Origin of the sequence: Pseudomonas laurylsulfativorans (genome assembly GCF_002906155.1) — a bacterium.
Lineage (GTDB): Bacteria > Pseudomonadota > Gammaproteobacteria > Pseudomonadales > Pseudomonadaceae > Aquipseudomonas > Aquipseudomonas laurylsulfativorans.
Genome location: NZ_MUJK01000013.1, coordinates 108,174 through 120,652 on the forward strand (window position 1 = coordinate 108,174; position 12,479 = coordinate 120,652).

11 protein-coding genes are annotated in these 12,479 nt (G+C 59.7%); 7 read left to right on the forward strand and 4 right to left on the reverse strand.

Features of this window, described 5'->3' with window-relative positions; all coding sequences use genetic code 11:
- Positions 1–417 precede the first annotated feature (417 nt).
- A complete protein-coding gene (locus B0D71_RS27125; protein WP_103397453.1) occupies positions 418–2,133 on the forward strand; it encodes an amidase in 1,716 nt (571 codons plus the stop codon).
- A gap of 113 nt (positions 2,134–2,246) precedes the next feature.
- Here B0D71_RS27125 and B0D71_RS27130 read toward each other — a convergent pair whose 3' ends face one another.
- A complete protein-coding gene (locus B0D71_RS27130) occupies positions 2,247–3,245 on the reverse strand; it encodes a bile acid:sodium symporter family protein (RefSeq protein ID WP_103397454.1) in 999 nt (332 codons plus the stop codon).
- 85 nt (positions 3,246–3,330) lie between these two features.
- Here B0D71_RS27130 and B0D71_RS27135 point away from each other — a divergent pair, with 85 nt between their 5' ends.
- Positions 3,331–4,119 carry an AraC family transcriptional regulator gene (locus B0D71_RS27135; protein ID WP_103397455.1) on the forward strand — a complete coding sequence of 263 codons (789 nt, stop codon included), beginning with the start codon at positions 3,331–3,333 and terminating at the stop codon, positions 4,117–4,119.
- Between the two features lie 112 nt (positions 4,120–4,231).
- On the opposite strand, the gene B0D71_RS27140 is transcribed toward B0D71_RS27135, so the two are convergent.
- Complete coding sequence (locus tag B0D71_RS27140; protein ID WP_103397456.1) at positions 4,232–5,332, reverse strand: polyamine ABC transporter substrate-binding protein; 1,101 nt, start codon at positions 5,330–5,332, stop codon at positions 4,232–4,234.
- A gap of 332 nt (positions 5,333–5,664) precedes the next feature.
- On the opposite strand from B0D71_RS27140, the gene B0D71_RS27145 reads away from it, so the two are divergent.
- A complete protein-coding gene (locus B0D71_RS27145) occupies positions 5,665–7,239 on the forward strand; it encodes a PQQ-binding-like beta-propeller repeat protein (protein ID WP_103397457.1) in 1,575 nt (524 codons plus the stop codon).
- Between the two features lie 360 nt (positions 7,240–7,599).
- Here the strand turns inward: B0D71_RS27145 and B0D71_RS32485 are convergent, their stop codons facing one another.
- Both B0D71_RS32485 and B0D71_RS27155 read right to left on the reverse strand, forming a co-directional pair.
- On the reverse strand, positions 7,600–7,845 hold the full coding sequence (locus tag B0D71_RS32485; RefSeq protein ID WP_103397458.1) for an SDR family oxidoreductase: 246 nt from the start codon (positions 7,843–7,845) through the stop codon (positions 7,600–7,602).
- A gap of 26 nt (positions 7,846–7,871) precedes the next feature.
- Entirely contained in the window at positions 7,872–8,777 is a 906-nt protein-coding gene (locus tag B0D71_RS27155; protein WP_103397459.1) for a LysR family transcriptional regulator, read from the reverse strand.
- Between the two features lie 116 nt (positions 8,778–8,893).
- On the opposite strand from B0D71_RS27155, the gene B0D71_RS27160 reads away from it, so the two are divergent.
- From B0D71_RS27160 to B0D71_RS27175, 4 genes are all read left to right on the forward strand, one after another.
- Positions 8,894–9,313, forward strand: coding sequence for an ester cyclase (locus B0D71_RS27160; RefSeq protein WP_103397460.1), 420 nt, complete (start codon positions 8,894–8,896; stop codon positions 9,311–9,313).
- Between the two features lie 3 nt (positions 9,314–9,316).
- On the forward strand, positions 9,317–10,405 hold the full coding sequence (locus B0D71_RS27165; RefSeq protein WP_103397461.1) for an SDR family oxidoreductase: 1,089 nt from the start codon (positions 9,317–9,319) through the stop codon (positions 10,403–10,405).
- Positions 10,406–10,422: 17 nt separating this feature from the next.
- The gene (locus B0D71_RS27170; RefSeq protein ID WP_103397462.1) at positions 10,423–10,965 is read left to right on the forward strand and encodes a histidine phosphatase family protein; all 543 of its coding nucleotides are present in this window, start codon (positions 10,423–10,425) and stop codon (positions 10,963–10,965) included.
- Positions 10,966–11,262: 297 nt separating this feature from the next.
- Entirely contained in the window at positions 11,263–12,477 is a 1,215-nt protein-coding gene (locus B0D71_RS27175; protein ID WP_103397463.1) for an aldose 1-epimerase family protein, read from the forward strand.
- Positions 12,478–12,479 lie beyond the last annotated feature (2 nt).

The following is a 12,479-nucleotide window of genomic DNA, read 5'->3' on the forward strand; positions in this document are numbered from 1 at the left end:
ACGCGTATGAACTGGATAAACGCGGCGCACTTGAGTCCATCGCCAGCAAGCTGGCTCCTACGGTTCGGTGTTCACATCATTTCGACGCGGACGCGGTCCCCTGTAGGAGCTGGCTTGCCAGCGATGGTCGTTAACGATGACGCGTGTGAACCGGATAAACGCGGCGCACTTGAGTCCATCGCCAGCAAGCTGGCTCCTACAGTTTCCCGGGAATGAGTGAAGATCCTTTTTTCTGTCGTCTGTAAGATAAATTGGACAACGGATTCCTAAAATCCCGGTTTAATGCTAAATAGTGCTCAGTATTTTTAACACCCGACCCTGTCGTGCCACACAGTGCAACGAGAATAACGATATGAAAGTCCATTTCGAGAAAAGTGAAGTGTTTGGGACCCTCCACCTGCAAGCGGCGGTGGCAGCATGATCGAAGTTACCGAAGTCTCCATCGCCGAGCTGCGCGCCGCGCTCGAATCCGGCCAGACCACCTCGGTCGAGCTGGTCCAGGCTTATCTCGCGCGGATCGACGCCTATGACGGCCCGCAAACGCCAACGGCGCTGAACGCGGTCGTGGTGCGCAACCCCGAGGCGCTCGCTGAAGCACAAGCCAGCGACGCCCGTCGCGCCAAGGGCCAGGTGCTGGGCCCGCTGGACGGTATCCCTTACACCGCCAAGGACAGTTATCTGGTCAAGGGGCTCACCGCCGCTTCCGGCAGCCCGGCCTTCAAGGACCTGGTCGCCTATCGCGATGCGTTCACCATCGAACGCCTGCGCGCCGCCGGGGCGATCTGCCTGGGCAAGACCAACATGCCGCCGATGGCCAACGGCGGGATGCAGCGCGGCGTCTACGGCCGCGCCGAAAGCCCGTACAACGCTGACTACCTCACCGCCCCTTTCGCTTCAGGCTCGTCGAACGGCGCCGGCACGGCGACCGCGGCCAGTTTCTCGGCCTTCGGCCTGGCGGAAGAAACCTGGTCGAGCGGTCGCGGCCCGGCCTCGAACAACGGTTTGTGCGCCTACACCCCTTCTCGCGGGGTGATCTCGGTACGCGGCAACTGGCCGTTGACCCCGACCATGGACGTGGTCGTGCCGTTTGCCCGGACCATGGCCGACCTGCTCGAAGTGCTCGACGTTGTCGTGGCCGATGACCCGGACACCCGCGGCGACCTGTGGCGCTTGCAGCCCTGGGTGCCCATTCCAAAATCGTCTGAGGTACGCCCGCAATCCTATGCCGCGCTGGCTGCGAACAGCGAAGCGCTCAAAGGCAAGAAGTTTGGCATTGCGCGCATGTACATCAACGCCGACCCTGAAGCCGGCACATCCGAAGCGCCGGGCATCGGTGGCCCGACCGGCCAGCGCATCAACACCCGTCCTTCGGTGATCGGCCTCTGGGAACAGGCACGCAAGGCCCTGGAAGACGCAGGTGCCGAAGTGCTCGACGTGGATTTCCCGCTGGTTTCCAATTGCGAGGGCGATCGTCCTGGCGCGCCGACGGTGTTCAATCGCGGCATCGTCTCCAAGGAATTTTTACATCATGAACTGTGGGACCTGACCGCCTGGGCGTTCGATGATTTCCTGCAAGCGAACGGCGATCCCAAACTGAATCGCCTAGTCGATGTCGACGGCCCGCAGATCTTCCCTCACGATCCGGGCACACTGCCCAACCGCGAGGGCGACCTGGCCGCCGGCATGGACGAATACGTGCGCATGGCCGAGCGCGGCATCACCCCGTGGGATCAGATCAGCACAGTGCCCGACGGCCTGCGCGGGTTGGAAAAAACCCGCAAGATCGATCTGGAAGACTGGATGGATCGCCTGGGCCTCGACGCGGTGCTGTTCCCGACGGTCGCCGATGTGGGCCCGGCGAATGCCGATGTCGATCCGCAATCGGCGGATATCGCCTGGAGCAACGGCGTATGGGTCGCCAACGGTAACCTCGCCATCCGCCACCTCGGCGTACCAACGGTCACCGTGCCGATGGGCGTGATGCCGGACATCGGCATGCCGGTCGGCCTGACGTTTGCCGGGCGCGCCTATGACGACTCGAAACTGCTGCACCTGGCGTCGGCGTTCGAGTCGACCGGCAGCAAACGCATGATCCCGCCGCGTACCCCGCCATTGGCGGCTGACCAGCGGTAATGTAGGAGCTGGCTTGCAGCGATGGTCGTTAACGATAACGCGTTTGAGCTGGATAAACGCGGCGCATTTGAGTCCATCGCCGGCAAGCCGGCTCCTACAGTTTCCCGGGATCATCAGGGATCGACCTGAGCCATCAGTTCCGGAATCGATTCCGGTCGCTTGGCATAACGCTGCGCCAGCACCGCACAGACCATCAGTTGAATCTGGTGGAACAGCATCAGCGGCAAGATCAGCAAGCCAATGGTGCTACCGGCAAACAGCACCTGCGCCATCGGCACGCCGGTCGCCAGGCTTTTCTTCGAGCCGCAGAACAGAATGGTGATGCGGTCTTCCTGATTGAAGCCGAACGCCTTGCCCAGTACGGTCGCGGCCACCAACACCAGCGCCAGAACGATGCAGCAGACCACCACCAGTCCGACCAGATCCAGCAGCGGAATCTGCTGCCAGAGGCCTTCGATCACCGCCTCGCTGAACGCGCCGTAGACCACCAGCAAAATCGAACCCTGATCGACGAACTTCAACCAGCTCTTGTTGCGCGCCACCCAGTTGCCAATCCAGCGGCGGGCGATTTGCCCGGCAATGAACGGCAGCAGCAACTGCACGCTGATCTTGAGGATGGCGTCGAGGGTCGAGGAGCCTTCGCCGTGCACATTGAGCAGCAGGGTCACCAGCAACGGCGTGAGGAAAATCCCGAACAGGCTGGATGCCGCCGCGCTGCAAATCGCCGCCGGGATGTTGCCCCGTGCCAGCGAAGTAAAGGCAATCGCCGACTGCACCGTGGCGGGCAACGCGCACAGGTAAAGCATGCCCATGTACAGGTCATTGCCGATCAGCGGCGACAGCAAAGGCTTGAGCGCCAGACCGAGCAGCGGGAACAGCACGAAGGTCAGGCTGAAAACCAGCAGATGCAGGCGCCAGTGCCCGGCACCGGCAATGATCGACTCGCGGGAGAGCTTGGCGCCATGCAGGAAAAACAGCAGCGCGATGGCGATGTTGGTCAGCCAGCCAAAACCGACCGCGACCTGGCCGCTGGCGGGCAACAGGCTGGCGAGCGTCACTACGCCGATCAGGGTCAGGGTGAAGTTGTCGGGTAACAGTCGGGGGCGAGTCATGGGTTTGATCTTCCGGGGGTTGCCAGTACGTGGAAGCGACTCTAACGTGACTGAATATTACCGACTAACGCCGAAGAGCCAGCTGATGCCGCCTAAAGGACATGACAAGAGTGTTCGACGCAGTATTCCCGGGTTGTCCAGCCTGCCACGACCGCTCTATGGTCGCACCGAATCGCTGCCCAATCGCGCCCTGACCCGGCGCCACAGCCATCCGTGGGTGCAGCTTTCCTATGCGATCCAGGGCGTGCTCGAAATACAGACCGGCGTCGGGCGTTTCGTCGCACCGCCGGAACGTGCGGTGTGGATTCCGGCGGGCATGCCGCACCGGGTGTTCAGTTCACCGCGTACGGAAATGCGCAGCCTGTACATCGATTGCAGCGTCTCGACGTGGGCGCCGCCAGGCTGTCATGTGCTGGGGGTCAGCGATCTGTTGCGTGAGTTGATCCGTGCCTTTAGCCAAGTTCCGGTGGAATACGATCAGGGCGGTCCGCACGGCCGGTTGGCCCAGGTGATTCTGGATCAGTTGGCCGAGGCGCCTCAGATCGACCTGATGCTGCCCCTGCCCCAGGACAGCCGATTACGGCAAATCGCGCAGAGCCTGGAGTCGCACCCGGAGCAGCAGACCACGCTCAGCCACTGGAGCGACAAATTCGGCGTCACCGAGAAAACCCTGAGCCGCCTGTTCCTGCGCGACACCGGGCTGACCTTTCGCGCCTGGCGTCAGCGTCTGCGCCTGCTCGGCGCCCTGACGCCCCTGGAACAGGGCGAGCGAGTGACCGACGTGGCGTTGGCCTGTGGCTATGACTCGACGTCGGCGTTTATCGCCGCCTTCCGCCAGCAGTTCGGCGAAACACCGGGGGAATTCTTTAGATAGCAACCTGTAGGAGCTCGCTTGCTCGCGATGGACTTAAGAGCGCCGCGTTTAGCCAGTAAACACGCGATATCGTTAACGACCATCGCGAGCTCGCTCCTACAGGGATAGGGTTTTACTGATCGGACTTGATGCTGGTCCAGACCCGTGTCCGTACCCGCTCAAGCTTTTGCGGCAATGGCTGCACGACGTACAGCGTCGCCAGCGCTTCACTGGTCGGCGTCAGGTTCGGGTTGCCGGTGATGTCCTTGTTGATCAGCGTCAGCGAGTCTTTGTTGGCATTCGGGTATCCAAGGAAGTCGCTGATCGGCGCGATGACTTTCGGGTCCAGCAGGTTGTTGAGGAATTCGTGGGCTTCGGCGACATTCTTCGCGCTTTTCGGGATGGCGAAGGTGTCGAACCAGATCGGCGCGCCTTCTTTGGGCAGGCGCCAGTCGACGACCACGCCGTTGCCCGCTTCCTTGGCGCGATTGCCGAATTGATAGAAGCTGCCGGAGTAACCGATGGCCACGCAGATATCGCCGTTGGCGATGTCGGTCATGTACTTGGCGGAGTTGAAGTAGGTGACGTAAGGGCGGACTTTGAGCATCAGCGCCTTGGCTTTTTCGTAGTCGTCCGGGTTCTGGCTGTTCGGGTCCAGCCCCAGGTAATGCAAGGCCAGCGGCAAGATCTCCGAAGGCGAGTCGAGCATGGCGACGCCACAGGCCTTGAGCTTCTCCATGTTCTCGGGCTTGAACACCAGGTCCCAGCTGTCCACTGGCGCATTCTCGCCCAGCGCCGCCTTGACCTTGGCCGGGTTGAAGCCGATCAGCACGGTACCGTACATGTAGGGCACGCCGTACTGGTTACCCGGGTCGTTCTTGTCCAGCAGCTTGAGCAACGCCGGGTCCTGGTGCGACCAGTTCGGCAACTTGGACTTGTCGAGTTTCTGGAACACGCCCGCCTTGATCTGGGTTTCGATGAACTGGTTCGAGGGCACCACCAGGTCGTAGCCCGAGTTGCCGGTGAGCAGCTTGGCTTCCAGGGACTCGTTGGTGTCGAAGGTGTCCCAGGTCACCTTGATCCCCGTGTCCTTGGCAAAGTCCTTGGGCACGGACGGCAGGATGTAGTCCGCCCAGTTGTACACCCGCAATTCTCGCTGTTCGGCGTGTACCGCGCTGGCCAGCAGCGACAGTCCGCAAACGGTGGCGCCCAGTATGCGTTTCATTGTGTCCATGGATCATTTCCCCAAGTGTGGCGTGAGTTCGATGGTTTTTATGTTCTGTACACGGCAGCGGCCTTGAAAATAGCCAAGGGCAAGGAAGTGAAGCTTCTGGTTGTGATTTGACGCTGGGTTGGGCTCTGCAACCCGCGTCTGATTCTTGCTGACAGTGTGGCCGGTTCACAGCGTGAGGCAGGCCAAAAGGAGATCGAAACGGCCAAAATAAGTGTCCGCTTTGATCGGCGTCGCGAGGCATTTCAGCAAGGGTTAGTCCAAACAGCCGATGCCCGTACAGCCTGTTTGCTGCTTATTACGCACGACACCAATAACAAGATCGCGAGGCTTCGATGCGTGCTCCACTTCTGCTCGCCCTGCCCCTGCTCGGCCTGCTCAGTGCCTGTTCCGAACCCTATGACCCGCAACCGCTGGCCAGCACCGGCAATGCAACGACACTGATCGGCAGTGCCGCTGTGGCGCAACCGTTGAGCGGTGCCGTGCCCGCCAACCCCTTCATGGCCAGCAATGGCAGCAGTTATATGCATTCCGACGGCTATAGCTCTGACACGCACCCTGGCCCAGGCCCGTTAGGCCGGGACATGCAAACGAGCAGCCGTGATGGCAGTCGCAAGCCCGGCGGCATGTGCCCGATTCATACCTTCGATCAGCAAGGGCGCCTGGTGGTGCTGTGTGCCAACCTGATGCAATTCGAACTGCAACTGCTCGAACCGCGCACCCTCAAGTTGCTGGCCCGCTACCCGCTGCCGCCGCGACCGTCGACCTTCCACGCGCTGATTACCCTGGACCCGGACAAGATCATGGCGGACACCTCCGGCGCCTATTTCTATGTCGACGAGCACAATCGCGTGGTCATCGCCGACGCCGAGCAACACATCCAGCGCGTCGTGCATCGTCAGGCCCCATCAGGTGACTGGACATTCGAAAAGGTCGATGACTGGGACCTGAGCGACAAAGTCCCCCACGATTGCGTGCGCCCGACTTCGTGGTTTCCCAAGGGTGAGTGCGATCCCATTACCGGGGTCATGCCTGATCATCAGGGCTTGATCTGGTGGATCACCCGCCGCGGTCGCATCGGCACCCTGAATCCGGACACTGGCAAGGTCCAGGGCATTCAACTGGCCAACGAAGAAATCCAGAACGGCATGTCGGTGGCGGCCGACGGCGTCTACCTGGTGTCCGATCACGCCATGTACCGCTTCACCGCGGATACCGATGGCAAACCCGTGCAAGGCTGGCGCGAAGTCTACGACCGTGGCACCGGGCGCAAGGTCGGCGCGATCAACCAGGGCAGCGGCACCACACCGACCCTGCTCGGCGAGCGCTACGTCACCATCACCGACAACAGCGACGGGCGCATCAACCTGCTGGTTTATCGTCGCGAGCAGGACTACGTGGGCAATCGCCTGATCTGCAAACTGCCGGTGTTCGACAACAACGCCTCGGCCACCGACAACTCGGCCATCGGCTGGGGACGCTCGATCATCCTCGAGAACAACGCCGGCTACACCAGCGCCTTCGCGCAGAAGGACTGGCAGGCCGTGCACGGCGGCATCAGCCGTATCGACATCCGCGCCGACGAGTCGGGCTGTGACCGGGTCTGGGAATCGAAAGAACGTTCGCCTTCAGTGGTGCCAAAACTCTCGGTGGGTAACGGCCTACTGTACTTCTACACCTTCGAACCGCAGGCCGACGGCGAGAACGCCTGGTACCTGATGGCGCTGGATTTCGCCAGCGGCCAGACCCGATTCAAGGCGTTGAGCGGGGTCGGCCAGGCCTTCGACAACAACTGGTCGCCGATCACACTGGCACCGGACGGCACGGCCTATGTCGGGACTTTCGGCGGGCTGGTTGCGCTTTGGGACAAGGAGCAACAACGGGTGAGTGCAAGCGACGGCCAGCCCTGAGACATTGTTTTTCTGTGGGAGCGGCTATCCGCAAAATCCGCGAGCAACCAACAAAACGGTGGGTTGGGCAGCGCGCTCTGAGAGGCTCGTTCGCAATGACTCAGCCCGCAAAGGCAACGCCAAGACGGGCCGAGTTCATGAAAGTAAACATGCAGCGTGCCCCTCATTGGCGCTATCAATAGGAAGCCGTTGCGCCATCGAAATTCATCACCCAGCTGGCATTGCCTTGAATGCCCATTTGGGTTTCCGCGAGCCACAGTTGACGGCGTTATCCATATGCCCTCCGCTGCCAGCGGAGGGACCTTCTATCGCGGCTTGCCACAGAATAGTTACTCATGGGTATTCCTAAAATTAATTTGATCAACCGGCTGCTGCGACCAGACCACCGTCCAGCGCCAGCGTATGTCCGGTAATCCAAGAAGAGGCTCTGGATGCCAGGAAGATGGCAGCGCCAGCAATATCGTCCTGATTGCCAAGACGCCCCCTCGGGACCGTGGCCAGGATTGAGCCTTCATCTTGCTCAACCGCGTAAGCCGTCATTTTCGTGTGAAAAAAGCCGGGCGCGATTGCGTTGACATTGATATGAACGGGAGCAAGATCTATCAATTATTTTGGCTAGCGCCCCCATGCACTCATTTCGGGTCGCCCCCCAAGAGGTAACCTTCCGCATTTGCTATGGGAAGGGCTTCGAGCAGCACCTGCTCCAGGATGGCAAAAAAACATTTGATGTGAGCCTGTTTCAACGCCTGAGGCCGGGTCACCAGATAGAATTCCATATCTGGAAGTTGGAGATCCGGGAACAACTCGATCAAGTCCTTTGCCAGAATACGGGGCAGTACTGCCACACCCATTCCTCGCCTGACCGATTCGAGCTGAACCGCGAACGAGTTCACACTGATCTGCGCGCGGTCCAGACCACCGGTTTTTGCCGCGCGCATTTGCGGCAACATGTCCAGCGGGGGCAGCAAGGCAATATTGACCGCAGTGGCCGGAGTCACCCCTGGAAACCGCTTCAGATAACCTGCATCAGCGAAGACACCGTAGGCGAGCCGGCCTACTGGTCGATAAATCAGCGACGGCTCACCCAGATGAGCTGTACGTACAGCAATGTCTGCCACGCCGCGGACGATCTTGTGAAAGTCGGCTGTTACCATCAGCTCCACCGAGCAACGCGGGTGCAGAGAAGTGAAGCGACTCGCAGCCTCCAACACACAAGACGAAAACCCCTCACCGGCACTGACCAGGACACTGCCAGATAGCTCTGTGTGTAGCTCGGATATGCCAGCAGCGGTTTGACGCCTCAAGCCCGCTTCCGCTGCCTGGGCAACTTCCACGAGGGATTGGCCCCGCGAGGTCAACCAGCATCCTTCAACGCCCCGCTCGACGAGTGGCTCGCCCAGTGCGACCTCAAGTTGGGTCAGGCGGCGGGACACGGTAGACGCCGCGATACCCAGCAACTGGCCAGCTTGAAGGAAGCTGCCACGCCGCGAGACCGCCAACAGCAGACGAAGATCGTCCCAATTTGCTTGTAACGCCATGCGTCCTGTCCTCCCTGGTCTGCATATGTGCAAATCCATTATGCAGTAGTCGCTGTTTTTCGGGAGAGGTCTCAAAGGTATATCTACAGGCCCTCGAAACCAATGGAATGGATTGTATGACTACTGGCCCCAACGGCTATGCGGACCGCGCCTCAAGAGCCTTCAATCGCCGTGATGTGGAGGCGATGCTTGCGTTGGTTTGCGAAGACTTCATCTACCTCGATGGTATGGGGATTCAAACCGGTCGCGAATCCATGCGCAAACGAGAGACTGCGCTGTTCGAAGCGCTCCCTGATGCCCAAGTGACCTTCACCCCATTCATGGTCGCTGACGATCGTTTGGCGCTGACTGCCTTACTGACCGGCACCTTCGCCGCACCCTTGGTGCTGCCAGGCCGGGTGATTCCACCCCATGGACGTCATATTACCGTGCACTACGCCGCACACTTCACCTTCAGAAACGGCCTGGCCATCCGTGAAGAGGCCTTCTTCGACAGTGCGGTGTTGATGCCGTTAGCCGAACAGAGTGAGGGTTGAGCCATGCGCAGTGCATTTGTTACTGGAGCAACCGGCTTGCTGGGCAACAATCTAGTGCGTGAGTTGGTCGCTCGTGGCTATACGGTCAAAGGCCTGGTCCGCTCAAGAGCCAAAGGTGAACAGCAGTTCAACAATCTGCCGGGAGTGGAGCTGGTCGTTGGGGACATGGCCGATGTCGACGCATTCGCAGCATCGCTGCAAGGTTGCGATACGGTGTTTCACACCGCGGCGTTCTTTCGCGACAACTACAAGGGCGGCAGCCACTGGAAGGAACTCGAAAAGATCAATGTCGCCGGTACGCGGGACCTGATTCACCAGGCCTACCGCGCCGGTATACGACGGTTCATCCATACGTCTTCCATTGCCGTGCTCGACGGCGCACCTGGAATGTCCATCGATGAGACATGTCTGCGGGCCGACGCCGATGCGGATGACTACTACCGAAGCAAGATCCTCGCCGACCGTGTCGTCTTGTCGTTCCTGGAGCTCCATCCCGAGATGCATGCCTGCATGGTCCTGCCTGGCTGGATGTGGGGCCCTGCCGACATTGGCCCGACCTCCTCGGGACAGTTGGTTAACGATGTCGTGCACGGCAAATTACCCGGACTGATCCCCGGTAGCTTCTCCGTTGTTGATGCCCGCGATGTGGCATTAGCGCAGATTGCCGCGGCCAAACATGGGCGGCAAGGTGAGCGCTATCTCGCGGCGGGCCGGCATATGACAATGCGTGAGCTGGTGCCTATGCTTGGACGTATAGCGGGCGTCAAGACACCCGTTCGACAACTACCGCTCCCCTTTCTATACACGTTGGCGGCTGTGCAGGAGATGTATGCGCGTATTACCAGCAAGCCCATTCTGCTGAGCATGGCCACGTTGCGCCTGTTGGTACGAGAGAAGGACCGCACCTATTTCAACCACAGCAAGAGTGAACAAGAGCTTGGCCTAAGTTTCCGAGCAATAGAGCAGACAATCACCGACACGGTGGCGTGGTACCGCGATCACGATTGGTTTAAGAGTCAAACCTCAAGTTCCCGGAACCGCACTCCTTCCACATTGACCGCACACCTGAACAAGGACGTAAACATACAGTGAGTAGGGAAATAATCCTGATGCGTCACGGCCAGCCAAAACTGGTCGCAACCGAAAAAATGTCAGCGCTCGATATGGAAGACTGGATCGAGCAATACAACCGGTCCGAAATTACCAACCACCCCGTCCCGGAAGCCAGCATGCAGCTCGCCGCAACCGCCAAGGTGATTGTCTCGAGCAGCGCGCCTCGTGCGCTGACCTCCGTCCAGGCTCTTGGCCTGAAGCCCGCCCTCGTCGACGCGCTTTTCTGTGAAGCGCAACTGCCTTATGGTCACTGGAAACTGCCACGGCTATCACCGTTTACCTGGGCATTTATCCTTCGAGTCTTATGGTTGTGCGGCTACTCACGCAGAGTCGAATCCGCCGGCACTGCGAGGATACGCGCCAGCACGGCAGCTCGACGACTTCAGTCCCTTGCCAGCGAAGGACCGGTTCTGCTGCTCGGTCATGGTTTTATGAATCGAATGATCGCCAAACAACTGGTGGCCGATGGGTGGATTCGCCAAAAACGTAACGGCAGCCAGTATTGGAGTGCGACGGTGTATCAATATGGAGGTGTTTAAAAGGTGCCATCTGGCGCGGGGATTAAACGATGAGAACGTGGTATCGCTGACGTAGTTGTCGAGTCTCTCGGAAAGTAAGGTGCCTTGGCCTCGATGTTCACCTTGGATAATGCGCTGGATGAGCCGGTGGCGGTAACTGCCAAAGAGCTGGAGAAGCTTGCGGCGGATTTGCGGCATGAGGTTGATCGGTTTCGCTGAGTCGTTGTCGAAATTACCATCGCGGTGTGGATTTTTAAGCTTGCTGAAACGTTTCATCAAGTTTATAAAAACGGCACAACTCCAAGAAAGGCTGCTGCCATGACCCCGCTCAAACTCTTTGTTGCCCTCAGCGCACTGTCCGCTGCCTCCCACGCCATGGCCTGGGACTACGTTCTGCTCGACACCGACAAAGCCGCCCAGAACTGGCAGATCACCAGCCAGCAACTCGGCATAAAAACCGACAAACCCTTCAGCGTTACCCTGCGCACCTTGCACGGCGGTCGGCAGGAGGGCGTCAGCATCGTCGACATCGATAACGGCACGATGAAACTCTCGGTAGTGCCGACTCGCGGAATGAACGTCTTGCAGGCCTCGGTCGGCAATGTGCGCATGGGCTGGGATTCGCCGGTCAAGGAAGTGGTCAATCCGTCCTTCATCGAACTCAATGGCCGCGGTGGTCTGGGCTGGTTGGAAGGTTTCAATGAGCTGGTCACCCGCTGCGGATACGAATGGGTCGGCCACCCTGGCGTCGACAACGGCGAACTGCTGACCCTGCACGGTCGGGCCGCCAATATCCCTGCGAACAAAGTCACCCTGCACATCGATGAAAAACCACCGTACGCCATCACCCTGCGCGGCGAACTGAAAGAGCAGGCATTCAAGAAGGTCGACTTCTCCGTCGAGACCGAACTGGTCACCGAACCCGGCAGCGTAGTGTTCGCCCTCAACGACACCCTGGCCAACAACGGCGACTATCCGAAGGAATACCAGGCGCTGTATCACAGTAACTTCAGCACCCCGTTCCTGGAGCAGGGCGCTCGTTTCGCCGCGCCGGTGAAACAGGTGTCGCCGTTCAACGACAAGGCCAAGGGCGATTTGCCCGATTGGCAAACCTACCGCGCACCGACCAAGGACTACGACGAAACGGTTTACAACGTGGTGCCGTATGCCGATGCCAAGGGCGATACGTTGACCGTGTTGCATAACAAGGCCGGCAGCCTGGGCGTTTCGGTCGGCTTCAATACTCAGACACTCCCCGTGTTTTCCCTGTGGAAAAACACCGACACCCAAGGCCAGGGCTATGTCACGGGGCTGGAGCCAGGGACAAGTTTTTCCTATAACCGCCGTTATCAGCGGCCACTGAACCTGGTACCAACAATTGGGCCGAAGGAACACAAGCAGTTCCGCATCAGCTACAGCTTGTTGGCGGATAAGGCGGCAGTGGATAAGGCCTTGAAGCAGGTCAGCGAGATTCAGGGTGGGCGGGAGACTGAGGTGCGGCAGACGCCGTTGGTTGATCTGACCAAAGGGTGACA

What these genes read in the sequence shown, in the direction of transcription:
- B0D71_RS27125 (WP_103397453.1), top strand. Translation starts at nt 418, where the DNA reads ATGATCGAAGTTACCGAAGTCTCCATCGCCGAGCTGCGCGCCGCGCTC.
- B0D71_RS27130 (WP_103397454.1), bottom strand. Translation starts at nt 3,245, where the DNA reads ATGACTCGCCCCCGACTGTTACCCGACAACTTCACCCTGACCCTGATC.
- B0D71_RS27135 (WP_103397455.1), top strand. Translation starts at nt 3,331, where the DNA reads ATGCCGCCTAAAGGACATGACAAGAGTGTTCGACGCAGTATTCCCGGG.
- B0D71_RS27140 (WP_103397456.1), bottom strand. Translation starts at nt 5,332, where the DNA reads ATGGACACAATGAAACGCATACTGGGCGCCACCGTTTGCGGACTGTCG.
- B0D71_RS27145 (WP_103397457.1), top strand. Translation starts at nt 5,665, where the DNA reads ATGCGTGCTCCACTTCTGCTCGCCCTGCCCCTGCTCGGCCTGCTCAGT.
- B0D71_RS27155 (WP_103397459.1), bottom strand. Translation starts at nt 8,777, where the DNA reads ATGGCGTTACAAGCAAATTGGGACGATCTTCGTCTGCTGTTGGCGGTC.
- B0D71_RS27160 (WP_103397460.1), top strand. Translation starts at nt 8,894, where the DNA reads ATGACTACTGGCCCCAACGGCTATGCGGACCGCGCCTCAAGAGCCTTC.
- B0D71_RS27165 (WP_103397461.1), top strand. Translation starts at nt 9,317, where the DNA reads ATGCGCAGTGCATTTGTTACTGGAGCAACCGGCTTGCTGGGCAACAAT.
- B0D71_RS27170 (WP_103397462.1), top strand. Translation starts at nt 10,423, where the DNA reads ATGCGTCACGGCCAGCCAAAACTGGTCGCAACCGAAAAAATGTCAGCG.
- B0D71_RS27175 (WP_103397463.1), top strand. Translation starts at nt 11,263, where the DNA reads ATGACCCCGCTCAAACTCTTTGTTGCCCTCAGCGCACTGTCCGCTGCC.